Source organism: Shewanella sp. H8, from assembly GCF_040285065.1.
In the GTDB taxonomy this organism is placed as follows: domain Bacteria; phylum Pseudomonadota; class Gammaproteobacteria; order Enterobacterales; family Shewanellaceae; genus Shewanella; species Shewanella polaris.
Genome location: NZ_CP157213.1, coordinates 3,690,297 through 3,715,109, shown reverse-complemented (window position 1 = coordinate 3,715,109; position 24,813 = coordinate 3,690,297). Strand labels below are relative to the sequence as shown.

Sequence of the window (24,813 nt, the reverse complement as noted above, 5' to 3'; positions counted from 1 at the left end):
ATAATGACTTTAAAAAATACGTTTTTCACCCCTGTGCTTTTCATACTATTGTTTTTGTTGCCTAATATTGTTTGGGCGGCTAATCAACTTGATAGTGTGCGAATTTGGGCTGCCCCAGAATCGACTCGAGTGGTATTTGATTTAACTCAATCTCCTAAATATGACAGTTTTAGCCTCACTGGACCTCATCGTTTGGTGGTGGATATTCAAGATACTGGCGCAAAAATCAATTTAGATAAAATTGCTAATAACAGTAAAATCATTAAAAAGATACGTTTTAGCTCTCCTCCTAAAAAAGGCGTTTTGCGTCTGGTGATGGATTTAACTAAACCAGTAAAATCGAGTTTATTTACTTTGCCACCGACTGCACCGTATGGAAACCGCCTTGTGGTTGACTTAGAAGACTCCGCTGGTGGTTCATCTGCCGTGCAGCAATCTGTTCGTCGCTCTGCAAATCAGTCATCCCGGGATATCGTTGTAGCCATTGATGCAGGGCATGGTGGTGAAGATCCTGGTTCTATAGGGCCGTCAGGCATACATGAAAAGCGTGTCGTGCTTGAAATTGCTAAGCGCTTGGCCCGTAAAATTAATTCGATTTCAGGCATGCGTGCTGTTATGACTCGCAGTGGTGATTATTTCGTTAATTTGAATAAACGCTCTGAGCTCGCCCGAAACAGTAAAGCTGATTTACTGATATCTATCCATGCTGATGCCTTTACTTCTCCACAACCTAATGGTGCTTCTGTTTGGGTGCTGTCAATGCGACGAGCCAACAGTGAGATTGGTCGTTGGTTAGAGCAAAAAGAGAAACACTCAGAATTGTTAGGTGGCGCTGGTGAGATTATTCAAAATACCGACAGTGAACAATACCTTGCAATGACATTGCTCGATATGTCGATGAACAGTTCTATGGCCATTAGCCATTCAATTGCGGGCGACATTTTACGCGATTTAAGAACCATTACTCACTTGCATAAAAGAAATCCTGAATCTGCAAGCTTTGCTGTGCTCAAATCGCCAGATATTCCGTCTATTTTGGTTGAAACCGGTTTTATCTCAAACCCAAACGAAGAACGGCTGTTATCTAATGGCAATCATCAAGAAAAGCTTGCCAATGCAATTTATAAAGGCGTATTACGCTATTTTGAAAGTAATCCGCCTGCTGATTCTTTGATGGCCAAACAATCTAACATTAAACACAGTGTAAAACGTGGTGAGTCACTATCGGTTATTGCGCAACGCTATAGCGTATCGGTAAGCAGTATTAAACGTGCTAACAATTTAAAGAATGATGTTGTGCGTGTTGGTCAAAAACTTGTGATACCAAGGGCTTAATATGGCGATAGAACTGTTACCTCCACAACTTGCTAACCAAATCGCAGCAGGCGAGGTGGTAGAGCGGCCTGCATCTGTGGTTAAAGAGCTAGTAGAGAACAGTCTTGATGCCGGTGCAACGCGAGTCGATATTGATATCGATAAAGGCGGTAGCAAACTTATTCGTATCCGTGATAACGGTGCGGGTATTGCTAAAGGTGAGTTAGCGCTGGCTTTATCGCGCCATGCTACTTCAAAAGTTCATACCCTAGACGACCTAGAAGCTATTTTAAGCTTTGGGTTTCGAGGTGAAGCTCTAGCCAGTATCAGCTCAGTGTCGCGACTCACATTAACCTCAAAAACGGCTGAACAATCTGAAGCCTGGCAGGCCTATGCTGAAGGCTCGCAAATGGACGTAAAAGTGACTCCAGCTGCGCACCCACAAGGCTCGAGTATTGAAGTGGTGGATTTATTTTTTAATACACCCGCCAGACGCCGTTTCTTAAAAAGCGACAAAACCGAATTTACCCATATTGATGAGTGGTTAAAACGGATTGCCATGGTGCGCAGCGATATTCATTTTACTCTGACACACAATGGTAAATTAGTGCGCCAGTATCGGCCTGCAAATACCGATATTCAAACTCAACAACGCTTGGCGCAAATTTGTGGTCGAGCTTTTGCTGAACAAGCGTTGAGCATTACTTGCGAACATGATGATTTATTATTAACGGGTTATCTGCAGTCACCACAGGACTCAGTCATCACGGATACCAACTTTTTTTATGTCAATGGGCGTTTAATTAGAGACCGATTGGTTAACCATGCAGTGAAACAAGCTTTTGCCGAATATGGCATTGAACACCAGCCGGGCTATGTGCTGATGTTATCACTTGATCCACATCAAGTTGATGTCAATGTACATCCAGCCAAGCATGAAGTACGTTTTCATCAATCTCGTTATGTGCATGACTTTATTCTACAAGCGGTACAGTCTGCATTAGTAGAAATGCCTGTTTTGCCGTTATCTGAAGCGTTACAGCCTCAGCAAAATTCTGCGCCAATGCACACAGAGTCAAGTTTGCTGCATGATACGAATATCATCGACACCGCAGAAGCTGTTTTCACACTTAATCAAGAACCGAGTAAGGCTATTAACAGCGTTAGCCCTTATGGTTCGATGCATGTACCTGGAAAGAATAATGGCTTATCTGGAGGTTATTCAGCTGCAATTAAGCCAAGTTATGATAAAAAGCCTTCTTCAGGCGAGACGAAAACCGCCATTGCCAATTATGGACAGTTATTGCATACCCCAAATACTGCAGTGTCATATGTCAGTGAAGAGGTAACTCAGCTTGCCATGCCAGCGTTATTAGCAGGTGAGTATTGGGTAATGTGTAAAGATGAGAAGTTATCATTACTGCCGATAAAAACAGTTTTGTTCACGGTCAAAAAAGTAGAAATACAAACAAAATTAGCTAATGGTTTAGTGTCGCAACCCTTACTTATGCCCGTTTCGATTGCTGCTGATTTGGATTGGAAAGACACCTTAACCTTACGTGAGCAACTACTGCGTCAAATGGGTATTGAGTTAACAATTCGCTTCCAGCAGTTGATTATTAAAAAAGTGCCCCCATATTTGAGGGAAAGCCAACTTGCAATTGTTGTTCCGGAACTATTGGAATGGATACAATTAGAGCAACCTGCAGAAAGTGCTATTGTAGAGTGGCTTGCACAACAAAGTTTATCGAAATTTGAGCCTGTACAATCTTTATGGCAGCAATTTTATTTGCTGGATGATGAAATAAAACAAACTTGTTATGACCAAGAGCACGCATTGCCTTGGCAAAAATGGATGAAAGATAATTAACGTGAACAGTGTCGATAAGCCGAAAGTGATTTTTTTAATGGGGCCTACTGCCTCAGGCAAAACGGCACTAGCCATTGAAATGGCGACCAAACATAATTGCGAAATTATCTCGGTAGATTCAGCATTAATCTACCGTGATATGGATATAGGGTCTGCTAAACCCAGTGCTGAAGAGCTAGAAATGGCTCCGCATAAATTGATTAATATTCTTGATCCCAGCGAAAGTTATTCAGCAGCAGATTTTCGCTTAGATGCACTATTAGCTATTGAAGATATCATTAGTCGTGGTAAGACCCCTTTATTAGTGGGTGGCACCATGATGTATTTTAAGGCATTGTTAGAGGGATTATCACCTTTACCCAGTGCAGATGAAGGTATTAGACAGCAAATATTAGCTCAAGCAGAAATAGACGGTTGGGACGTACTACATCAAGAATTGTGTAACATTGACCCTGTTGCTGGGGCTAGAATTCATCCGAATGATCCACAACGATTGTCACGGGCATTAGAGGTTTATCGGATCAGTGGCAAAACAATGACTGAATTGACACAAACTAAGTCTGTTGCTTTGCCGTATGATGTGATGCAATTTGCAATTGCACCAAACGATCGAAAAGTATTACATGAATTAATCGGTAAACGTTTTAATATCATGTTAGAACAAGGTCTTATCGAAGAAGTTGCGCGTTTAAAAGCCCGTGATGATTTGCATTTAGAGCTACCATCTATGCGTTGTGTTGGTTACAGACAGTGTTGGCAGTACCTAGATAATGAATTTGATCATAATACTATGGTCGAAAAAGCTACCGCAGCCACTAGGCAATTGGCCAAACGTCAATTAACATGGTTGAGGAGTTGGCCAGATTTACAATGGCTTGAAAGTGGTGTAGAAGGGAATTTAGTTACACTTATGCGACAAAGCCGCTAGCTTATTAGCCGTTGCTGTATAATACTAAAACTAAACAATAAAACTTAATTCAACATATTTTAAAATAAAAAAGGAAATTGAAAATGGCTAAGGGGCAATCTTTACAAGACCCATTTTTGAACGCTTTGCGTCGAGAGCGTGTACCAGTCTCTATTTATTTAGTGAATGGTATTAAATTACAAGGCCAGGTTGAATCATTTGATCAATTTGTTATCTTGTTGAAAAATACTGTAAGCCAAATGGTTTATAAGCATGCTATTTCAACAGTAGTACCAGCACGCCCATTTAATGTTACTAATCATCAGGGCACTGCTCATGATGAAGAAAGTGACACTGAATAATTTGAAAAGGAATATACTTTTTGTTTGATCGTTATGAAGCAGGTGAAACAGCTGTATTAGTTCATATAGACTTTTCTGACGAAGATCGTCGAGAAGATCTTACTGAATTACAGTTGTTAGTTGAATCCGCTGGTGCTCGCTCTGTAGGGGTGATTACTGGTAGTCGACGCTCACCGGATCGTAAGTTTTTTATTGGTACAGGCAAAGCAGAAGAACTTGCTGCCATGGTTGCCGCTACTGAAGCCAATGTGGTGATTTTTAATCATGCATTAAGTCCTGCTCAAGAGCGTAACCTTGAAGTAATATGTCAGTGTCGAGTGTTAGATCGAACTACGTTGATCCTTGATATTTTTGCTCAACGAGCGAGAACACATGAAGGTAAGTTGCAAGTGGAGCTAGCGCAATTGCGCCACATGTCGACACGCCTAATTCGTGGTTGGACTCATTTAGAGCGACAAAAGGGTGGTATCGGGATGCGCGGGCCGGGTGAAACTCAGCTTGAAACAGACCGACGTTTATTACGAGGCCGGATTAAGAACATTAACCGCCGCCTTGATAAAGTTGATAAGCAACGTGAACAAAGTCGCCGAGCTCGTAAGCGCAGTGATTTATCGACTGTGTCTTTAGTGGGTTATACTAATGCGGGCAAATCGACATTATTTAATTCGCTAACGTCATCGGACGTTTATGCTGCCGATCAGTTGTTCGCAACACTAGACCCAACACTGCGTAAATTATCGTTACCAGATGGTGCGGTAATTTTAGCTGATACAGTGGGGTTTATTCGTCATTTACCTCATGACTTAGTCGCGGCCTTTAAAGCCACATTACAAGAAACTCGACAAGCTGAGATTCTTTTACATGTTGTTGATTGTGCAGATGAAAATATGACAGAAAATTTTGACCAAGTACAACTTGTACTTAAAGAAATTGATGCAGATGAAATCCCACAATTAGTAGTATGTAATAAAATTGATTTACTTGAAGATTTCGCGCCCCGTATCGATTACGGTGAAGACGGTAAACCTGAGAGGGTTTGGGTCTCTGCGCAAAAACGCATTGGATTTGATTTGCTGCTTAATGCTATAACCGAATTAATCGGTGAAGTGATTCGCGAGCTTACATTGAAAATACCTGCATCAGCAGGACATTATCTTGGCCAGTTTTATCGACTGGATGCAATACAGCAGAAAGAGTATGACGATCTGGGGAACTGTATTTTGTCTGTTCGTTTATCGGATGCCAATTGGCGCCGATTAGCTAAACAGAGTCAGGGGGAATTAGAGGCATTTATTTTTGAACCTTCAGAAGTAGACGTCACTTGTTAATCTCATTTATTTCATCCAATTATGGAGTGCTAAATGGCTTGGAATGAGCCCGGTAACAAGGGAAACAAAGACCCTTGGGGAAATAAAGGTGGTAATGATAAAGGGCCACCAGATCTCGACGAAGTATTTCGTAACCTATCAAAACGTTTTGGTGGCAAGGGGGGCAGTGGCGCCTCAGGTCAACCATTTAATTCATCATTATTGATTGTGATTGCCGTTATTGCCCTAATTATTTGGGCATTGTCTGGTTTATACACGGTCAAAGAAGCTGAGCGTGGAGTGTTACTCCGTTTTGGTCAACATATTGGTGAAGTGAGTTCCGGTTTACATTGGAAAGCCACTTTTATTGATGAAGTGACTACTGTTGACGTGGAAACGTTCCGTTCAGTTCCTGCTTCAGGCAGTATGCTGACCTCTGATGAAAACGTCGTCAAAGTTGAACTCGTGGTTCAATATAGTGTATCTGACGCGTATTCGTACTTATTCAGCTCGGTAGATGCCAACTCAAGTTTGCGTGAAGCAACCGACAGTGCATTGCGTTATGTGATTGGTCACAATCGCATGGATGACATTTTAACCACCGGGCGTGACGCTATTCGCCGTGATACTTGGACTGAGTTAGAGCGTATTATTGAGCCGTATAAAATAGGCTTACAAATTCGCGATGTTAACTTTTTACCCGCTCGCCCTCCTGAAGAAGTCAAAGATGCATTTGATGATGCAATCTCTGCTCAGGAAGATGAACAGCGCTTTATTCGTGAAGCGGAAGCTTATGCTCGCGAAATCGAACCCAAAGCGCGTGGTACAGTTGAACGAATGTCACAACAAGCTAGTGCTTATAAACAGCGTGAGGTTCTTGAAGCGAAAGGTAAAGTTTCTCGATTTGAGAAATTATTACCTGAGTATAAAGCCGCACCTGATGTGACCCGTAATCGTTTGTATATTGATGCGATGCAGTCAGTGTTGGCTGATACCAATAAAGTACTCATTGATACCAAGAATAGCGGTAATTTGATGTATTTACCTTTGGATAAGTTGATAGATTCTTCTAAGAGTTTACGTAATCAAGCCACACCAGAGGTCGATCCACACGTCAATTCAGTATCAACTATTGGTGTTAACACTCCAATAACTAGCATGTCGACTGATGGTCGTCTCAGCCGCGAAGATCGTCTTCGTCAAGGGAGGAACTAATTATGGGTAGATTTGCTCTGATCATTTTGGTGGTCATATTAGGAATTGGTTTTTCATCTTTAATGGTGGTAAACGAAGGCGAGCGTGCAATTGTAGCCCGTTTCGGTAAGGTTCTTAAACAAGACGATGGTGTCAAAACAAGAGTATTCGCGCCTGGTTTACACTTCAAATTGCCTGTTGTTGATAAAGTTCGATATTTGGATGCTCGTATCCAAACATTGGATGGTGCTGCGGATCGTTTTGTGACTTCTGAAAAGAAAGACTTAATGGTCGACTCATATGTAAAATGGCGTATTAGAGATTTTGAAAAGTACTATCTTTCTACTAATGGCGGTATTAAAGCCAATGCAGAAAGCTTGTTGCAAGCCAAAATCAATAACGATTTACGTACTGAGTTTGGTCGTCGTACTATCAAGGAAATTGTTTCTGGTAAACGCGATGAATTGCAAACGGACGCATTAGAAAATGCATCTGAAAGTGCTGAGAACCTCGGTATTGAAGTGGTTGATGTTCGCGTTAAGCAAATTAATTTACCTGCTAACGTCAGTAACAGTATTTATCAACGTATGCGTGCTGAACGTCAAGCTGTGGCGAAAGAGCATCGTGCGCAAGGTAAAGAACAAGCTGAAATTATCCGTGCGACCATTGATGCCAATGTGACGGTTAAGATTGCTGAAGCTGAACGTAAAGCCCTTACCGTTCGAGGTGAAGGTGATGCACTTGCGGCAAAGATTTATGCTGATACTTACAGTAAAGATCCTGAGTTTTATAGTTTTTTACGTAGTTTAGAAGCCTATAAAGAAAGTTTTGCCGGCAAAAGTGACATTATGGTGTTAGAGCCTGAAGGTGATTTCTTTAAATATATGAAATCATCTAGCGGTAAATAACGCTAATATTTGTTTTGTCTAAAAAAGCTCGGTATTTGCCGAGCTTTTTTGTGCCTGTAATTCAATTCAACGAGTATGAATTCAGTTTTCTAAAAAACAGTTGATCAATAACAACTGTAATTATTTGAACTGTTTTTCATTATTAATATTTAATAATATATTGTTCTAAATGGATTTATAGTATTTTTTTTGCTAATTAAGTGGCCACTAATTGTTAAAAGGTGGTTGATTATTATGCAGTTTTGAAAAAAATGTTAATATCCTCAACATAGATGTGTGTTTTCACTATGATCTAGTTCTAATTTTTCGCTATAATGAGCACCGCCTCAAACTATGAATTTAGCGTTTTACCATTTTGGTCGCTAAAGTATTGAAATATAAAAATTCCAACACCCTCTGGGAGATAAGTGGATGAGCAATGCGCCAGTCGATACCGGACGTCGCAGATTCCTGACAGCCGCAACCGCCGTAGTAGGTGGTGCTGGTGCCGTCGCTGTAGCGGTTCCTTTCATCAAGTCATGGAATCCGAGCGCCAAGGCGAAAGCTGCAGGTGCGCCGGTCGAAGTAAATATTAGTAAAGTAGAACCAGGTCAGTTAATTCGTGTCGAATGGCGCGGAAAACCGGTTTGGGTAGTGCGTCGTACAGAAGCTGTACTCAATAATCTTAAAACATTAGACAGCCAATTGCGCGATCCTGCTTCAGAAGAGATGCAGCAACCAGAATATGCAACTAATCCTGCGCGTTCTATTAAGCCTGAATTCTTCATTGCTGTGGGTATTTGTACGCACTTAGGTTGTTCTCCAACCTATCTGCCTGATTCATTCGGTGAACAGGTTGAAGGTGTAACATCTGGTTTCTTCTGTCCTTGTCATGGTTCTAAATTTGACATGGCTGGTCGTGTATTCCAGGGTGTTCCAGCACCTCTAAACTTAGTGATCCCACCGCACAAATATATCGATGATGTTAATGTAATCATCGGTGATGATACAGGAGCGGCGTAATGGTTAAGAATATTATTGATTGGATTGATGCACGCATCCCAATGACGGTTACGTATAATCGTCACGTGGGTCAGTATGCAACACCAAAGAACTTTAACTTTTGGTATTTCTTTGGTTCATTAGCGCTTTTAGTATTAGTTAACCAATTACTGACAGGTATTTGGTTAACCATGAATTACGTACCTACAGCAGAAGGCGCCTTTGCCTCTGTTGAGTACATCATGCGTGATGTTGATTACGGTTGGTTACTACGTTATATGCACTCTACCGGTGCATCGGCGTTTTTCTTTGTGATCTATATGCACATGTTCCGTGGACTAATTTACGGTTCTTATCAAAAACCAAGAGAGCTATTATGGCTATTTGGTATGTTGATATTCCTTGTGCTGATGGCTGAAGCATTCATGGGTTACTTACTGCCTTGGGGACAAATGTCTTACTGGGGCGCACAGGTAATTATTTCTTTGTTTGGTGCCATTCCCGTTATTGGTGATGACCTAACATTGTGGATCCGTGGTGATTACGTTATTTCTGGCGCAACGCTAAACCGCTTCTTCGCATTACATGTTATTGCGCTACCGCTTGTATTGGTTGTGTTGGTGTTCTTGCACCTTATTGCCTTGCATGAAGTTGGTTCGAATAACCCAGATGGTGTTGAGATTAAAAAGAACAAAGATGAGAACGGATGGCCTATTGATGGTATTCCATTCCACCCTTATTACACCGTAAAAGATATTATGGGTGTAGCAGGTTTCTTAATCGTGTTCTGTTATGTGTTGTTCTTTATGCCTGAAGGCGGCGGTTACTTCCTTGAAAAGCCAAATTTTGAAGCGGCTAACTCAATGAAGACCCCTGAACACATTGCGCCGGTTTGGTACTTCACACCTTTTTATGCCATTTTACGTGCTATCCCAGATAAGTTAGTGGGTGTTATTGGTATGGGTCTTTCTATTGCAGTGTTGTTTGTTCTGCCTTGGCTCGACCGTTGTAAAGTGAAGTCTATTCGCTACCGCAGCATGATCCACAAGATCAACATTGCACAATTCACTGTGTCGTTCATTATTTTAGGTTATTTAGGTGTGGTTCCTGCAACGCCTGAGTTAACTATTTTGGCACGTATTTGTACTTTCACTTATTTTGCTTTCTTTGTAGCCTTATGGTTCTACAGTAAAAATGAGAAAACAAAAGAAGTACCAACGAGGGTGACACACTAATGAAAAAGTTATTAATTGCATTAGTTACATTGCTGCCATCTCTCGCAATGGCAGCGAGTGGACATAATGTTCACTTAGAAAGTGCTAACGTTGACTTGCATGATAATGCGTCATTAGAGCGTGGTGTTGATTTGTTTCAACATTATTGCTCTGGTTGTCACAGCACTCAATACCAACGCTATGAGCGTGTTGCAACTGATTTAGGCATCTCTACAGATGATATGCGTAATAAGTACATGTTCACCGATGCTAAAATCGGTGATTTGATGGAAAACGCTATTCCTACTCCAGATGCGGCTAAATGGTTTGGCGCTGCGCCTCCTGATTTAACGTTGGTTGCTCGTGTGCGTGGCGCTGATTGGGTATTTTCTTACCTAAAAGGTTTCTATGCAGACGAGACTCGTCCATTTGGTGTCAATAACCATGTATTCCCTTCAGTGGGTATGCCGCATGTTTTACAAGACTTACAAGGTCTTGCAGTAGAACAAGCAGATGGAAGTTATGTCACTACTGGCGGGACTATGAATGCAGAAGAATATGACCAAGCGGTTCGTGATCTCACGGGGTTCTTAGTTTATTCGGCTGAACCAGTTCAATTAGAACGTGAAGCTTTAGGTTGGTGGGTACTTGGATTCTTGTTTATTTTCTTCATCATTGCTTATTTATTGAAGAAAGAATACTGGAAAGATGTACACTAGCTATCAATAACGGTTATTATACATTATCCGCATATTGTAAACGGGGGGCTTAGCCCCTCGTTTGTTTTGTTTTTTTTAAGATTCTGGAGGGTATCAATGGCTGTTGCTGCCAACAAGCGCTCTATCATGACACTTTTTTCTGGTGCCGATGATTTATATAGTCACCAAGTACGTATCGTATTGGCTGAAAAAGGGGTTACCGTTGATGTTTTACAGGTTGACCCAAGTGAAATGCCTGAAGATTTACTTGAAGTAAATCCATACAATTCAGTACCGACTTTGGTCGATCGTGAACTAGTATTATACGAATCACGTATTATTATGGAATATTTGGATGAACGTTTTCCACATCCTCCACTAATGCCTGTATACCCAGTATCACGTGGCCAAAGCCGTTTAATGATGCACAGAATTGACACCGATTGGTATTCGCTTGTTGAGCGTATCCGTAAAGGTGAAAAAGCTGATGCAGCGCGTAAAGAATTAACTGAAAGTTTAATTGCTTTAGCACCAGTATTTGCTGAAATGCCGTACTTCATGAGCGAAGAATTTGGTTTATCTGATTGCTATTTAGGCCCATTATTATGGCGTCTACCGGTTTTAGGTATTCACTTGGATCCTCGTACAACTAAAGATATCAGTGCTTACATGACACGTATTTTTGAACGTGAATCATTTAAGGCATCGTTAACTGAGGCTGAGCGCGAAATGCGCATGGGCATGTAATGAAACCAATAACACCTAATCGTCCATATTTGTTGCGCGCTTACTATGAGTGGTTGATGGATAACCATTTGACGCCACACGTAGTAGTGGATGCATTTGTTAATGGTACGCAAGTTCCACAGCAATTTGTTAAAGACGGTCAAATCGTCTTGAATATTGCTACTGGAGCTGTGGCTAATCTTCATATGACTAATGATTCTGTCGAATTTAATGCACGTTTTGGTGGTGTACCACAAAATGTGTATTTACCAATGTCATCTATCGTGGCGATATATGCTCGTGAAAACGGTGCTGGTACGGTATTTGATATGGAAGATGCGTATATGATTGAAAGTGAACAAGATGAGTTATCATCTGTCCCACCGTCAATGAAGTCTGTTGATGATACATCAACAGTACCGTCATCGCCTAAATCAACCAATCCTGATGATAAAGCTAAGCGTAAAAACCATTTAACTGTGGTGAAATAGCGGTTAGTGGTCATTACATAAAACCAGTCGCAAGGCTGGTTTTTTTTAATCTAAAATTGATCTATTACAAACGTTTATAGCGGAAATGGAAACCATAATGTTGTTGATGATTGATAATTATGATTCTTTTACGTTTAACTTAGTCCAGTATTTTCAGACTCTTGGACAAGAAGTTTTGGTAAAACGTAATGATGAAATCACCATTGAACAAATTGAAAAGCTCGCTCCCACGCATTTAATAATTTCTCCAGGCCCATGTACACCAAATGAAGCCGGTATTTCGCTTGCTGCCATTAAGTATTTTGCGGGTAAAATTCCCATTTTGGGTGTGTGTTTGGGCCATCAAGCGATAGCCCAAGTTTATGGTGTTGAGGTTGTGCGTGCCAAACGGGTTATGCATGGTAAAACCAGTTTGATTGAACATAATCAACAGGGATTGTTTACGCAATTGGCTTTACCTCTGCAAGTCACTCGCTACCATTCTTTGTTGGTTCACCAGGTGCCAAATGAGTTTACACTTGATGCTTGGTTTGATGATCCTATTCACGGTCGTGAAATTATGGCAATGAGTCATAATAAGTTACGTATATTCAGCGTTCAGTTTCATCCTGAATCTATTTTGACCCAACAAGGTCATGAACTACTGGATAACTTCTTGCATTTATAACCTATAGAAAGAGTACTTATTCAAGTTCATTATTATTTATTCTGTTACAACTTCTGCAACTAATCTGGCTAAATTCTCGCGTCTATTTGTGCTATAAATAACGCTTAAAATAATAAAAGGGATAACCATGACAAGCTTTATGCGAAACTTTGCGGTGAGCGCACTTTCTTTGGCAATGATAAGTGGCTGTGCTGCCACGGCCAAACATGACGATACAATGGTTATCGCAACGCCGAGTGCAACAACATTGACCGCGACATTAGCACAACCTCCAAAAGCGCAACAGCCGTTGACACTTAATCAAATTATGGCCAATCCAGATTGGATGGGAATATTTGCTCAAGGCGCCTATTGGAGTGATGACAGTCAGTCAGTTTATTTTAGCCGCCAAGCACATCAATCTCCGGTCCGTGATTTTTATCAGCAAGCCATCAGTCAGCCTGCAGCAAACAAACTTGCGCTCAATCAGTTGCACCTCGCCGATCAGCGCAATGGTGTATTCAATCAGGCAAAGACTCAAAAAGCCTATATTTATCAAGGCAACGTATTTGTAAAAGACTTATCAAGCGGTGAGATAAAGCAAATTACCCGACAAAATGATCCGATTAATGGCGTAAGTTTCCTAAACGATGGAGACCTTGCTTTTTGGCAAGGTAATAATATTTTCCGTCTACACAATTCTAGTGGGTTAATAGAACAAATTGCTGCTATTCAAATGGCCAACGAACCCAAAGGTATTGCTGATCCAAGTAGTTTTATTGCCAAGCAACAACAGAGACTCACTCAATATGTTGCCATGCAACATGAGAACAGCCTTGCTCGAGATGAGTATCGAGATTCGTTGGCTAAAGAAGACCCCACTTTTTCAGCTAGACCTTGGTATTTAGGCGATGCCGAAGTTGTTTCTGAAATGAGTTTGTCGCCAGATGGACGCTACGTAGTATTAGCGTTAACCGATAAGAATTATGATTGGCGCTCAGAACACGACATTATGCCTAACTATTTAGGCCAAGATGGTTATGTCGAGCCTGTACCGGCGCGTTCTCGTGTTGCTGAAGATGTATTCCCTGGTCAACGATTAGTATTACTTGACCTTGTAGAACACAGTAAAAAAGACATTACTATTGAAGGATTAACCGGTTTTGATCAAGATGTGTTAGCGAGTGTTAAAGCTGAAAATGCTAAAGCGGAAGGCAAAACATATAAAAGTGAAAAATCGCCGCGTTTAATCCAATTAATACAGGATTGGGAATGGAACCAAAGTGCTATCCAGTGGAATAGTACCGACGACAAACTATTGATAATGCTTGAAGCTGTTGATAATAAAGATCGTTGGATTGCGAGTGTTGATTTAAAAAAAGGTAAACTGATAACCGAACACCGTCTACATGACGACGCCTGGGTTAACTATAATTATAACCAATTTGGTTGGATAGCGGGTACAGATAGCATGTACTACTTATCTGAAGAGTCTGGTTTTTCACAGTTATATACCAAAACTGCCGCCGGTGAAGTAACCGCTTTAACTAATGGTCAATATGTGGTTGATAGTGTGACCTTATCCCCAGATGCTAAATACCTTTATTATCGTGCCAATAAGGACCATCCCGGTAGTTACAATGTTTACCGTGTTGAGATTGCTAATGGTAAAACAGAGCAATTGACTCAGTGGTTAGGCACATTGGATTACAGTTTAAGTCCTGATGGACAATCACTGCTGTTGACTGCCTCATCGACCCTACACCCAGATGAGTTATATGTTCAGCCTATTGGCGGGGAAATAACCCAGTTAACTAACTACACAAGTCCAGAGTTTACACAATACCCTTGGCAAGCTCCGCAGATAGTCACGATTCCGTCAAGCCATGGCGCGGGAAAAATCTATGCTCGAGTTTATTTGCCGCAAGGGTACGATGCTAAGCAAGCTGATAAATATCCTGCTGTAGTGTTTAATCATGGTGCGGGTTATTTACAAAATGCCCATTATGGATTTTCGGGTTATTTCCGAGAGTTTATGTTTAATAACCTACTTACCCAACAAGGTTATGTGGTGATGGACATGGATTATCGAGGTTCAAAAGGCTATGGGCGTGATTGGCGTACATCCATTTATCGTAATATGGGTCATCCCGAAGTTGAAGATTTAAAAGATGGTGTGGCTTGGATGGCTAAAAATGCTAATGTTAATAACAAACGTGTTGGTACCTATGGTGGTTCATATGGTGGATTCCTCACCTTTATGGCGCTATTTAATGAGCCTGAGTTATTCCAAGCAGGAGCCGCATTACGCCCAGTAGCAGATTGGGCACATTATAATGCCCCATATACCTCTAATATTTTAAATACGCCTGACGTTGATCCTATTGCCTATGAGCGTAGCTCACCAATAGAACATGCTCAAGGGTTACAAAAACCATTGCTGATCATGAGTGGTGTGTTAGATGACAATGTATTTTTCCAAGATAGTGTTCGTATGGTGCAGCGCCTGATAGAGTTAGAAAAACCGATGTTTGAAACGGCTATCTACCCAGTTGAGCCACATGGATTTAAGCAACCTTCAAGTTGGTTAGATCAATACCGTCGGATTTATAAGTTGTTTGAACAAGAACTGAAATAGTCAGCGTTAGGTTCAAAAAATAGGTATTAAGGCTTCCTTTGAGAAGCCTTAATTTTTATTATTAAGTGATTGAAACAGCAAAAGGCAACATGAGTGGCAATATCAATAGCGGGTGGAGTTAGACCAGGTAAAGTTATCGAGATTGAACGCCGTCTCTATAACCAACTGATTGTCGGTAAGCACAAAGCTTGTGCTATGCCTGATGAATTGAACCTGGAGCTAGAAGATAACGCTAATAAGCTTGATATTGAGCGTAAAGCATTAAAGCGGCGCATTGAGAAGCAAACTAACGAAAATAGTGTGTATCTCGATGTATCGGCTCAATTAACGAATACGGTTAACTGTACAATTGAAAATACCTTAACTTATCCACAAATGATTTTAGATACATCGGGAAGCAGTGAAAGCCAAATTTTACTGCTTGATCTGTTATTAGAGCCGGATGTTAATATCAACCGCTTACGACCGATTATAGAAAGTATTAGCTGGCTATCACGAGATTTAATAAATTTAATCAATAATCCAACGTCTGTTCACCTTCGTCCTAACCATGCCGACGTTCAAGTCACTGATATTAAGTTGGGTTTAAACTATATTGGTATTGAAAATTTGCGCTTACTGATCCCCTATTTTTGTCTACGTCACTGGCTACCTTCAGATAATGCAAACTTATTTTGGGTCACCCGTAAGTTATGGCGGTATAGCATGATAAGTGCCATCGCAGCGCAAGCCTTAGCTAAGTTACAAAATAAAGACCCGAACTTGGTGTATATCTGTGCCTTAATGTACCAATTTGCTTCCTCTATTATACTCAGCCAAAGTGGCCATATTTTTGATAAAATCAAGGGGACTTGGCTAAGTGAAGCCAGTCACGGTCGAGATAAACAAGTGTACGATGCTATTCTGGCTACGGACTTTCCTGCTCAAGCGGTATTAGAGCAAGTAATGCAGCATAGCCATTGTTTAAATTGGCAACTGTTAAGTTTACTTAAATTTGATGATTCACCGATTACTCAGGTGTTAAAAGAATTAGATCAAAACTACCTTTTTACAGAGTTGTCTGTGGATGCTGCCATGGTGGCTAAGGCAAGTTGTTATGCCAAAGTGCTTCTACTAGAAGAGCAACAACAAATCGATCCACAAGAAAAACGAATCATGTTTGATTATTATCAATTTTCAGAGCAAGAATTAATACGGCTAAAAGGGCAAAACTTTCGTAAATTAGATTTACTTTAAGTACGATTTTTATCGTAATGACAAATGTTAAAAACGTGTATTTATTCACTTTTAGTGAATAGTTACACAAATGGCGGTGGGATAACTTTTTTTATGACTATTTATGTTCAATACCCCCCTGATAAACGCTTGTTTTAGTCATATTTTTCAATCTTTATGCATAATGCCAATCAAGCCTGCAGAAGTTAATTTTACTGAACTGGTATTTTGATCACATTTTCGCTAATAATGTCGCATAAATTATACAAACTTCCGCTAACGCACTTACAGAATATAAAGCAAACAGCGGAAACAGCGGCTTCTAAGCCGTTTACAACCTGAAGGATAAAATGCAATGAGTGTAGAAATGAATTTAACCCGTGGTCAATTTGATAAAGTTATGGTGCCTAATTATGCGCCCGCTGCAGTTATTCCTGTTCGTGGTGCTGGTAGCCGAGTGTGGGATCAAGAAGGTAAAGAATTCATCGATTTTGCAGGTGGCATTGCAGTAAATTGTTTAGGTCATTGTCATCCAGCTTTAGTGTCTGCATTAAAAGAGCAGGGCGAAAAGTTATGGCATCTATCAAACGTCATGACCAACGAGCCAGCACTCGAATTAGCCACAAAATTAGTTAATGCCACATTTGCTGAACGTGTCTATTTTGCCAACTCAGGGGCTGAAGCGAACGAAGCTGCATTAAAATTGGCTCGCCGTTATGCACTTGATAACCATGGTGCAGATAAAGATCAAATCATCGCATTTGATAAAGCTTTCCATGGTCGTACATTCTTTACTGTAACGGTTGGCGGACAAGCTGCTTATTCTGACGGTTTTGGCCCTAAGCCACAAAGTATTACGCATGTGCCATTTAATGATATAGCTGCACTTGAAGCGGTAATTTCAGACAAAACTTGCGCCATTATGCTTGAACCTCTTCAAGGTGAAGGCGGAATTATCAATGGTGATCCTGAGTTCTTAAAAGCGGTACGTCGTTTAGCCGATAAGCACGACGCACTAGTGATTTTTGACGAAGTACAAACAGGTGTAGGCCGTACTGGTGAGCTATTTGCTTACATGGGTACTGATATTGTGCCAGATATTTTAACTAGCGCTAAAGCGTTAGGTGGTGGCTTCCCTATTGCAGCAATGTTAACAACGGCAAAAATTGCTGCTCATTTAAAAATTGGTACTCATGGTTCAACTTATGGCGGTAACCCACTAGCTTGTGCTGTAGCGAATGCGGTAATGGACGTGGTAAACACCAAAGAAGTATTAGACGGTGTTAAGCATCGTGAACAGCTATTCCGTGATGGTTTAGCGGCAATTAATGCCAAATATCATGTGTTTAGTGAGGTGCGCGGTAAAGGATTATTAATTGGCGCGGTATTAAATGAACAATATGAAGGTCGTAGTCGTGAGTTTTTGGTTGCTTCTATCGCAGAAGGCTTAATGAGTTTGATGGCCGGCGCAAACGTAGTGCGTTTTGCTCCTTCATTGGTTATCCCAGAAGCTGATATCGCTGAAGGCTTACTGCGTTTTGAACGTGCAGTTGCAAAAGTGGTAGCGGGTTAATTAACAAATAAGTGCTAGCCAAGCTTGCACTTATTTGTTTGGGTTCGCCAACAAAGTGAATATGCGCGGAAAGATTTCCAGCGCAGTTCTTTTGTGGCGCAATGAGGAGATTAAGATGTTAATCATACGTCCTATCCGTGCAAGTGATTACGATGCACTTTATGTTATCGCAGTTGAGTCAGGCCACGGTTTTACATCTTTACCAGTTAACGAAGAGTTACTGCGTTCAAAGATTGCTAGGGCAGAAGCATCTTTCACTAAGCATGTAGATAAACCTTTCGATGAAGGGTATTTGATGGTGCTTGAAGATATGAAAACCGGTGAAGTTGTCGGTACTTGTGGTATTGAAGCTGCTGTCGGTATGAACGATGCTTTTTATCATTATCGATTAGGTACAGAAGTCTATCATTCTCAACAAATCTCTGTCCGCAATGAAGTTGAAACCCTGACATTATGCCATGACTACACAGGTGCAGCAGAAGTGTGCACTCTGTTTTTAAAAGACGGTTATCGTAAAGGTAATAATGGTCGCATGCTGTCGCGATCGCGTTTTTTATTATTGGCTCAACATCCTGAACGCTTCGGGAAAACTGTGATTGCGGAGATGCGTGGTGTGAGTGATGAACATGGTGACTCACCTTTTTATGAATGGTTACAACATCATTTTTTAGGCATCGATTTTGTTGAAGCCGATTACTTATCCGGTTTAGGTAAGAAATCTTTTATGGCAGAAATGATGCCACGTAACCCTGTTTACGTGTGTATGTTGCCTAAAAAAGCTCAAAAAGTGATTGGTGAAGTCCATAAGAATACTAAGCCAGCATTACGTTTACTGGAGGCGGAAGGGTTTAAATTCCGCAACTATGTCGATATTTTTGATGGTGGTCCAACGGTTGAATGTTCAATCGGTGATATTCGCTCAGTAAAAAAGAGTCGTTTGCTCACGGTCAGTATTGGCAAAATGCCACATGGCGATCACCACTTTATTATTTCCAACACCTCGCTTGCTGATTATCGTGCATCGGCGGCTAAATTGTTGGTCTCTGATGAACACGATAATGTTGTGCTTAGCCCTGAAATCGCGACCGCTCTTATGGTTGCTGAAGGTGAGCAAATTCGTGTTTTAGCAATGTAGGAGCAAGAAATGACACAATATATTCAAGGTCAGTGGTTAGCTGGCGAAGGTCATGAAATTAACTCAAAAAACCCTGCCAATGGTGACGTAATTTGGCAAGGTAACACCGCGACCGCGATTCAAGTGAATGCGGCGGTTGATGCCGCTCGTGCGGCGCAGTTTGATTGGTTTATGTTGGGATATGAAGCCCGCTTAGCCATTGTTGAAGCTTATCGCGCACAACTAGAAGCTAATAAAGCCGAGATAGCAGAAACCATCGCTCAAGAAACTGGTAAGCCACAGTGGGAAACGGCCACTGAAGTGGGCGCTATGATTGGCAAGATAGCATTGTCAGCAAAAGCTCACGACAAACGTACCGGTACTGAAACGAATGATTTACCTGCAGGACGCGCTGTGCTGCGCCATAAACCTCATGGTGTAGTTGCGGTATTTGGCCCATATAACTTTCCAGGACACTTACCCAATGGACACATAGTGCCAGCATTACTTGCTGGTAACACCGTGGTATTTAAGCCATCAGAGTTAACGCCTAAAGTGGCTGAGTTAATGCTGAAGTGTTGGGACAAAGCTGGTTTACCACAAGGTGTGGTTAACTTAGTGCAAGGTGAAGTCGAAACAGGTAAAGCGTTAGCATCACACCCACAAATTGACGGCTTGTTCTTTACTGGTAGTTCACGTACTGGGCATATTTTACATCAACAATATGCGGGGCATCCGGGTAAAATTTTGGCCTTAGAAATGGGCGGCAATAATCCGCTTATCGTTAAAGGCGTTACCGATACTAAAGCTGCGGTACATGACATTATTCAGTCTGCTTATATCTCGTCTGGACAGCGTTGTACTTGTGCCCGTCGTTTATATATTGAAGAAGGCGTTCAAGGCGATGCGTTAATTGCAGAGTTGGTTCGTGCGGTTAAACAAATCAAAGTAGGTGCTTGGAACGCGCAACCACAGCCATTTATGGGCTCGATGATTTCTGAAACTGCAGCGCGTGGAATGGTTGCGGCACAAGCGACGCTTCAGTCATTAGGTGGCGTTTCTTTAGTTGAGTTAGTGCAAGTTGAAGCTGGTACGGGTTTAGTGTCTCCAGGCTTAATTGATGTCACCAAAGTCGCTGAATTACCAGATGAAGAATATTTTGGTCCATTATTGCAGTTAGTTCGTTACCGCGATTTTGATCAGGCCATTCATTTAGCTAATGCGACTCGTTATGGTTTATCTGCTGGTTTATTAGCGGATAGTCGTGAAGATTACGATTACTTCTTAGCGCGCATTCGTGCTGGTATTGTTAATTGGAATAAGCAAATCACTGGCGCGTCAGGTGCGGCACCATTTGGTGGTGTTGGTGCATCGGGTAATCATCGTGCAAGTGCATTTTATGCTGCTGATTACTGCGCTTATCCAGTTGCTTCAATGGAAGCCGACTCTGTGAGTTTGCCTGCTACTTTAAGCCCTGGTTTATCAATTTAACCGATAAGTTTATCGGGTGATCATGTTGGTGACAGAAGTTGCCAACATTATTTTAGAAGGATTTAACCATGCATACTAACGTTAATACTTTATTTGCCGCCTTATGGAAAGACTACATTCAGATGACGCCTTCAGCAGCGAAAATTCATCAACTATTAGGTCATGGCGCGCCAATCATCAATGACCATATCGCCTTGCGTACCTTTAATATCGCTAAGGTGAATTTAAGCGTATTGGCTAAGCATTTCACTTCTATCGGTTATGTCGATAGTGGCGATTATAAGTTTGAACAGAAAAAACTGATAGCCAAGCACTTTGAGCATCCGGATCCAAAGCAGCCGAAGGTGTTTATCTCTGAGTTGTTAGTAGAAGAATTTAGCCCTGAGTTGCAAAAGAGCATTCATGGTTTAATTGAACAAGTGGATGTTGCGGCAACCACGGCAGATAATTTTATTTATTCTGGGCGTCATTGGGATTTAGATAAAGCGACCTACCAATCATTGCTTGCCGAGAGTGAGTACGCAGCATGGGTTGCAGCATTAGGATATCGTGCTAATCACTTTACCGTTTCTATTAATGATCTGCCTCAGTTTGAACGCATTGAAGACGTTAACCAAGCTTTGAAAGATGCTGGTTTTGTCTTAAATGCTTCAGGTGGTGAAATTAAAGGCTCGCCAGAAGTATTGCTAGAGCAGTCTTCTACCATGGCTGATAAAGTGATGGTAAAGTTTACTGATGGTGATGCTGAAATTCCTAGTTGTTTCTACGAATTCGCCCGTCGTTATCCAATGGATAATGGTCAGCTTTATACTGGCTTTGTTGCGGCATCAGCCGACAAGATTTTTGAAAGCACCAATGCAATGATGTAACAAAATAGTATTGGCTGAGTAGTCGACTATTGGCGAAATGGAGTGCGATTAGCTGAATAGAATACCAAGGTCAGGGGTTTATCAAAATGCTGACATTAAGCCCTTGTAATGACTTGCTACGACTAAATTGCAATACGAAGCCATATTGGTCGCATATCTCCTTAACAATCGATAAGCCCAATCCGTGGCCCATTGTCGCTTCATCTAATCGGGTGCCTCGGGAGGTGAGTAATGCAATTTGTTGTTGTTCTACACCTTTACCATCATCTTCAATCTGTACAAGAATACCACCAGAAGGTAAATAATCTATGCTGACATTAACCTGTGTTAGTGCCCATTTGAAAGCGTTATCGAGTAGGTTACCAAATAATTCCATGCCATCTTCGCGATGAATCGGAATACGGCTAATCTGTTGTGGATTAATGATGCTGCAATTAATAACCCGTTGGTGATGCACTTTATGAAGGGTTTGGATTAATCCATCGAAATCCTTGGGTACTGCAAGTTGCGCCGCGGGTAACATGTCTCCGGTGATCCGTGCCGCGGCCAATTTACGTTCAATCATTTTATGAACTAAATCTAATTGCTGTTGCATTGCGCTTGCAGCATCAGGATGGCTGAGTCCGAGCGCTTCCACTTGCTGCTGCATCACCGCTAATGGGGTTTTTAAGCCATGACTTAAATTGCCTAGGTTATTGCGACTGCGTTCAATTTGTTTGGCTGTGTAGTCTAATAGCTCGTTATAGGTTTCTGCTAGCGGGCGGATTTCTGCTGGAATTTGTGAGATTGTTAACGAGGCTATTTCACCTTCGCGCAATTTAGCCAGCGTACCTTGGATTTGATTAACAGGTTTAAATGATTGACGTAAGATGATAAAAATACCGGTAATCATGGCCAATAACATGCCAATATTGATTGCTAGTTTAGTACCAAATACTTCGCTAAACACTCGTCGGCCAATGCTTAAATCCTGGGCAACGGTGAGTGTGGCTGTGTTGTGACTATTTGGTGCTCCAATGCCAATGGATAACAGCTGCATATCATTATTTCTAGGCCCTTTTGCTTGCCAAGCTCGCTTCTGTTGCGCTTGTAATGGCTCAATTTGTAATTCTGCATCCCATAATGAGCGAGAGCGAATAGTACGGTCAGGTAAATTTAATTGAAAGTATCGTCCTGAATAGGCGGGTCGGTAGAAACTGGATAATTGGCTTTGGTCGATAACCAACTCACCCTCATCAAGTCGGGTGGCGATAATAATGTGTTCTAAATCTTCTTCTAGGCGGTTAATAATCGAGTCGTGAAACGCATCTCGCAACATTGACTCAAACAAAAATAAGCCTATGAGGGTGGCAATGATGACTAATCCACTGAGCCATAAGCTCAATTTAAAACGAATCGAGATCATTCAATAATGCCATGAAAAATATAACCCTGGCCACGACGGGTTTCGATAGCCGTTTTACCGAGTTTTTTTCGTAAATGGGTTACGTAAACTTCAACAACATTACTTTCCTTTTCATCATCAAATTGATAAAGCTTCTCTGTAAGTTGCTGTTTAGATAGCAGCTTTTTCGGCGACATTAAGAAAATTTTCAGTAATCGAAACTCCATGGATGTTAATTCATATACGTGTTCATTGACGGTCACTTTTTGCTCGTTTTCGTCTAAATTAACCCCGGCATAGCATAATTGTTTGGAGGAAGAATTAATTCGCCCATGAGCTCGGTGAATAAGGGCTTGAATTCGCGCTAGTAGCTCTTGAGTGTGAAAGGGTTTACCTAAGTAATCATCAGCACCAGCATTAAAGCCTTCAACCTTTTGGTGCCACTGGCTTCGGGCCGTCAACATGATTACCGGGGTTGTGATGCCGCGGTCTCGCCATTGAGTGAGCAGTGACAAGCCATTGCCGTCTGGTAAACCTATATCTAAAATGACACAGTCATAATCGGTTTCTTTGATCAAATAATCTGCTTCAATAGCTTTGTCTGTGACATCTGTAATATAACCAGCTTGCTTGAGTTGTTTTTCAAGCTCGGCAACGAGTAATGGATTATCTTCAACGAGTAACAGTTTCATGTTTAGTACATTCGCTCGGTAATTGATTCAATGAATCCTGTATGCCATTGGCTGCATCTAATTGCAGATTAATAACATGCCCATGTGTTAGTTTAAATTGCAGATCATAGCGCCATTTGTCTTTATCTTTATCTTGATATAGCTGCGCATCGATTAAGTGACCATCACAATATTGTGACACCCACGCTAAATAATCATCTAATGAAGGTATATTACCAGAAGATACTAATTTTTGGACGTTGTCATGATCTAGAGGGAATTCTTTTACAGGAATCTCTTGTTGATTAATGGTGATGGCCATTAAGCTGCTTATGGCCATAGAAAACAAGCTATTCATGGTCGCTCCAAAATAAAAAAAGTGGCGTTCAGAGTATGAACACCACTTTAAGTATCTTGGCTTAAATCAAGCTGAAGCTTTTATGATCAAGGTTTGAACATTTAGCCTTAGTCGTATTTAGCGTGTGCCGTAAACCACTATTGTTTTACCGTGTGCTTGGATCAAATTCTGTTCTTCAAGCATTTTCAAAATACGGCCAACAGTTTCACGTGAACAACCGACAATTTGACCAATCTCTTGACGAGTGATCTTAATTTGCATGCCGTCAGGATGTGTCATCGCATCTGGTTGTTTGGCAAGGTGTAATAGCGTTTGTGCAATACGGCCAGCGACATCAAGAAACGCTAAGTCGCCTACTTTTTGGCTAGTACTGTGTAAACGATAGGCCATTTGCGCCGAAAGTTTCATCAGGATCTCAGGATTTACCTGAATGAGTTGCTTAAACTTCTTATAAGAAATTTCTGCAATTTCACATGCTTGCTTAGCACGAACCCAAGCGGTACGTTCAGATTGCTCTTCAAATAATCCAAGCTCACCGATAAAGTCGCCTTGATTCAGATAAGAAAGGATCATTTCTTTACCTTCTTCATCTTTGATCAATACTGCGACCGAACCTTTAACGATATAATATAAAGTATCAGAATCTTCGCCAGCGTGAATTAACGTGCTTTTTGCTGGGTACTTATGAATGTGACAATGTGAAAGAAACCATTCTAATGTTGGGTCAGGTTTTGGCTTACCAATCAGAGCCATATGATATTCCTCGATTGATTAAAAATGAAAGTAAGTAATGTCTAATTAAGGATTCTACGTTATTGAAACGATGAAAACTTTGATAGAGATCGTATTTAAAGATGTGCGTAGTGTATATTAACTTGTTAA

General features: G+C 41.2%; 23 protein-coding genes. 19 read left to right on the top strand and 4 right to left on the bottom strand.

Going from position 1 to position 24,813, the window contains the following annotated elements:
- Nucleotides 1–3 precede the first annotated feature (3 nt).
- The 19 genes from ABIS04_RS16045 to ABIS04_RS15955 all read left to right on the top strand — a co-directional run bounded on the left by ABIS04_RS16045 (nucleotide 4) and on the right by ABIS04_RS15955 (nucleotide 21,518).
- Nucleotides 4–1,335: an N-acetylmuramoyl-L-alanine amidase gene (locus ABIS04_RS16045; RefSeq protein ID WP_137225460.1), complete on the top strand. Its 1,332-nt coding sequence runs from the start codon at nucleotides 4–6 to the stop codon at nucleotides 1,333–1,335.
- A gap of 1 nt (nucleotide 1,336) precedes the next feature.
- On the top strand, nucleotides 1,337–3,184 hold the full coding sequence (mutL, locus tag ABIS04_RS16040; protein WP_350431706.1) for a DNA mismatch repair endonuclease MutL: 1,848 nt from the start codon (nucleotides 1,337–1,339) through the stop codon (nucleotides 3,182–3,184).
- Nucleotide 3,185: 1 nt separating this feature from the next.
- A complete protein-coding gene (miaA, locus tag ABIS04_RS16035) occupies nucleotides 3,186–4,112 on the top strand; it encodes a tRNA (adenosine(37)-N6)-dimethylallyltransferase MiaA (RefSeq protein WP_350431704.1) in 927 nt (308 codons plus the stop codon).
- A gap of 83 nt (nucleotides 4,113–4,195) precedes the next feature.
- Nucleotides 4,196–4,453, top strand: coding sequence for an RNA chaperone Hfq (hfq, locus tag ABIS04_RS16030; protein WP_137225466.1), 258 nt, complete (start codon nucleotides 4,196–4,198; stop codon nucleotides 4,451–4,453).
- Between the two features lie 20 nt (nucleotides 4,454–4,473).
- Nucleotides 4,474–5,781 (top strand): ribosome rescue GTPase HflX, encoded by a 1,308-nt coding sequence (gene hflX / locus ABIS04_RS16025; protein WP_350431702.1) that lies wholly within the window; start codon nucleotides 4,474–4,476, stop codon nucleotides 5,779–5,781.
- Nucleotides 5,782–5,814: 33 nt separating this feature from the next.
- The gene (gene hflK / locus ABIS04_RS16020) at nucleotides 5,815–6,975 is read left to right on the top strand and encodes an FtsH protease activity modulator HflK (protein ID WP_137225470.1); all 1,161 of its coding nucleotides are present in this window, start codon (nucleotides 5,815–5,817) and stop codon (nucleotides 6,973–6,975) included.
- Nucleotides 6,976–6,977: 2 nt separating this feature from the next.
- Nucleotides 6,978–7,862, top strand: a complete 885-nt coding sequence (gene hflC, locus ABIS04_RS16015) for a protease modulator HflC (RefSeq protein WP_137225472.1) — start codon at nucleotides 6,978–6,980, stop codon at nucleotides 7,860–7,862.
- 411 nt (nucleotides 7,863–8,273) lie between these two features.
- Entirely contained in the window at nucleotides 8,274–8,864 is a 591-nt protein-coding gene (petA, locus tag ABIS04_RS16010) for a ubiquinol-cytochrome c reductase iron-sulfur subunit (protein WP_137225474.1), read from the top strand.
- Nucleotides 8,864–10,078 (top strand): cytochrome bc complex cytochrome b subunit, encoded by a 1,215-nt coding sequence (locus ABIS04_RS16005; RefSeq protein WP_137225476.1) that lies wholly within the window; start codon nucleotides 8,864–8,866, stop codon nucleotides 10,076–10,078. Before petA ends, ABIS04_RS16005 begins: the two co-directional genes overlap by 1 nt.
- Nucleotides 10,078–10,776, top strand: a complete 699-nt coding sequence (locus ABIS04_RS16000; RefSeq protein ID WP_140235131.1) for a cytochrome c1 — start codon at nucleotides 10,078–10,080, stop codon at nucleotides 10,774–10,776. Before ABIS04_RS16005 ends, ABIS04_RS16000 begins: the two co-directional genes overlap by 1 nt.
- Nucleotides 10,777–10,872: 96 nt before the next feature.
- Complete coding sequence (gene sspA / locus ABIS04_RS15995; RefSeq protein ID WP_137225480.1) at nucleotides 10,873–11,502, top strand: stringent starvation protein SspA; 630 nt, start codon at nucleotides 10,873–10,875, stop codon at nucleotides 11,500–11,502.
- Nucleotides 11,502–11,972 (top strand): ClpXP protease specificity-enhancing factor, encoded by a 471-nt coding sequence (locus tag ABIS04_RS15990; protein ID WP_140235130.1) that lies wholly within the window; start codon nucleotides 11,502–11,504, stop codon nucleotides 11,970–11,972. The genes sspA and ABIS04_RS15990 overlap by 1 nt, the downstream gene beginning before the upstream one ends.
- 97 nt (nucleotides 11,973–12,069) lie before the next feature.
- Nucleotides 12,070–12,639 carry an aminodeoxychorismate/anthranilate synthase component II gene (locus ABIS04_RS15985; RefSeq protein ID WP_137225484.1) on the top strand — a complete coding sequence of 190 codons (570 nt, stop codon included), beginning with the start codon at nucleotides 12,070–12,072 and terminating at the stop codon, nucleotides 12,637–12,639.
- Nucleotides 12,640–12,766: 127 nt separating this feature from the next.
- A complete protein-coding gene (locus ABIS04_RS15980) occupies nucleotides 12,767–15,256 on the top strand; it encodes a prolyl oligopeptidase family serine peptidase (protein WP_350431700.1) in 2,490 nt (829 codons plus the stop codon).
- A 93-nt stretch (nucleotides 15,257–15,349) separates the two neighbouring features.
- Nucleotides 15,350–16,492, top strand: coding sequence for an HDOD domain-containing protein (locus tag ABIS04_RS15975; protein ID WP_350431699.1), 1,143 nt, complete (start codon nucleotides 15,350–15,352; stop codon nucleotides 16,490–16,492).
- A gap of 334 nt (nucleotides 16,493–16,826) precedes the next feature.
- Entirely contained in the window at nucleotides 16,827–18,044 is a 1,218-nt protein-coding gene (locus ABIS04_RS15970) for an aspartate aminotransferase family protein (protein WP_350431698.1), read from the top strand.
- 115 nt (nucleotides 18,045–18,159) lie between these two features.
- Nucleotides 18,160–19,179 carry an arginine N-succinyltransferase gene (gene astA, locus ABIS04_RS15965; protein ID WP_137225492.1) on the top strand — a complete coding sequence of 340 codons (1,020 nt, stop codon included), beginning with the start codon at nucleotides 18,160–18,162 and terminating at the stop codon, nucleotides 19,177–19,179.
- 9 nt (nucleotides 19,180–19,188) lie between these two features.
- A complete protein-coding gene (gene astD / locus ABIS04_RS15960) occupies nucleotides 19,189–20,649 on the top strand; it encodes a succinylglutamate-semialdehyde dehydrogenase (protein ID WP_350431697.1) in 1,461 nt (486 codons plus the stop codon).
- A gap of 68 nt (nucleotides 20,650–20,717) precedes the next feature.
- The gene (locus tag ABIS04_RS15955; protein ID WP_350431696.1) at nucleotides 20,718–21,518 is read left to right on the top strand and encodes a DUF1338 domain-containing protein; all 801 of its coding nucleotides are present in this window, start codon (nucleotides 20,718–20,720) and stop codon (nucleotides 21,516–21,518) included.
- A 70-nt stretch (nucleotides 21,519–21,588) separates the two neighbouring features.
- Here ABIS04_RS15955 and ABIS04_RS15950 read toward each other — a convergent pair whose 3' ends face one another.
- The 4 genes from ABIS04_RS15950 to crp all read right to left on the bottom strand — a co-directional run bounded on the left by ABIS04_RS15950 (nucleotide 21,589) and on the right by crp (nucleotide 24,684).
- On the bottom strand, nucleotides 21,589–22,923 hold the full coding sequence (locus tag ABIS04_RS15950; RefSeq protein WP_137225498.1) for an ATP-binding protein: 1,335 nt from the start codon (nucleotides 22,921–22,923) through the stop codon (nucleotides 21,589–21,591).
- Nucleotides 22,920–23,594 (bottom strand): response regulator transcription factor, encoded by a 675-nt coding sequence (locus tag ABIS04_RS15945; RefSeq protein WP_137225500.1) that lies wholly within the window; start codon nucleotides 23,592–23,594, stop codon nucleotides 22,920–22,922. Before ABIS04_RS15945 ends, ABIS04_RS15950 begins: the two co-directional genes overlap by 4 nt.
- Entirely contained in the window at nucleotides 23,575–23,931 is a 357-nt protein-coding gene (locus ABIS04_RS15940; protein ID WP_350431695.1) for a hypothetical protein, read from the bottom strand. The genes ABIS04_RS15945 and ABIS04_RS15940 overlap by 20 nt, the downstream gene beginning before the upstream one ends.
- 117 nt (nucleotides 23,932–24,048) lie before the next feature.
- Entirely contained in the window at nucleotides 24,049–24,684 is a 636-nt protein-coding gene (crp, locus tag ABIS04_RS15935; protein ID WP_137225504.1) for a cAMP-activated global transcriptional regulator CRP, read from the bottom strand.
- Nucleotides 24,685–24,813: the final 129 nt, after the last annotated feature.

Coding starts and splice junctions, on each gene's coding strand:
- ABIS04_RS16045 (WP_137225460.1), top strand. CDS start 4: ATGACTTTAAAAAATACGTTTTTCACCCCTGTGCTTTTCATACTATTG.
- mutL (WP_350431706.1), top strand. CDS start 1,337: ATGGCGATAGAACTGTTACCTCCACAACTTGCTAACCAAATCGCAGCA.
- hfq (WP_137225466.1), top strand. CDS start 4,196: ATGGCTAAGGGGCAATCTTTACAAGACCCATTTTTGAACGCTTTGCGT.
- hflK (WP_137225470.1), top strand. CDS start 5,815: ATGGCTTGGAATGAGCCCGGTAACAAGGGAAACAAAGACCCTTGGGGA.
- hflC (WP_137225472.1), top strand. CDS start 6,978: ATGGGTAGATTTGCTCTGATCATTTTGGTGGTCATATTAGGAATTGGT.
- petA (WP_137225474.1), top strand. CDS start 8,274: ATGAGCAATGCGCCAGTCGATACCGGACGTCGCAGATTCCTGACAGCC.
- ABIS04_RS16005 (WP_137225476.1), top strand. CDS start 8,864: ATGGTTAAGAATATTATTGATTGGATTGATGCACGCATCCCAATGACG.
- ABIS04_RS16000 (WP_140235131.1), top strand. CDS start 10,078: ATGAAAAAGTTATTAATTGCATTAGTTACATTGCTGCCATCTCTCGCA.
- sspA (WP_137225480.1), top strand. CDS start 10,873: ATGGCTGTTGCTGCCAACAAGCGCTCTATCATGACACTTTTTTCTGGT.
- ABIS04_RS15990 (WP_140235130.1), top strand. CDS start 11,502: ATGAAACCAATAACACCTAATCGTCCATATTTGTTGCGCGCTTACTAT.
- ABIS04_RS15985 (WP_137225484.1), top strand. CDS start 12,070: ATGTTGTTGATGATTGATAATTATGATTCTTTTACGTTTAACTTAGTC.
- ABIS04_RS15980 (WP_350431700.1), top strand. CDS start 12,767: ATGACAAGCTTTATGCGAAACTTTGCGGTGAGCGCACTTTCTTTGGCA.
- ABIS04_RS15970 (WP_350431698.1), top strand. CDS start 16,827: ATGAGTGTAGAAATGAATTTAACCCGTGGTCAATTTGATAAAGTTATG.
- astA (WP_137225492.1), top strand. CDS start 18,160: ATGTTAATCATACGTCCTATCCGTGCAAGTGATTACGATGCACTTTAT.
- astD (WP_350431697.1), top strand. CDS start 19,189: ATGACACAATATATTCAAGGTCAGTGGTTAGCTGGCGAAGGTCATGAA.
- ABIS04_RS15955 (WP_350431696.1), top strand. CDS start 20,718: ATGCATACTAACGTTAATACTTTATTTGCCGCCTTATGGAAAGACTAC.
- ABIS04_RS15950 (WP_137225498.1), bottom strand. CDS start 22,923: ATGATCTCGATTCGTTTTAAATTGAGCTTATGGCTCAGTGGATTAGTC.
- ABIS04_RS15945 (WP_137225500.1), bottom strand. CDS start 23,594: ATGAAACTGTTACTCGTTGAAGATAATCCATTACTCGTTGCCGAGCTT.
- ABIS04_RS15940 (WP_350431695.1), bottom strand. CDS start 23,931: ATGAATAGCTTGTTTTCTATGGCCATAAGCAGCTTAATGGCCATCACC.
- crp (WP_137225504.1), bottom strand. CDS start 24,684: ATGGCTCTGATTGGTAAGCCAAAACCTGACCCAACATTAGAATGGTTT.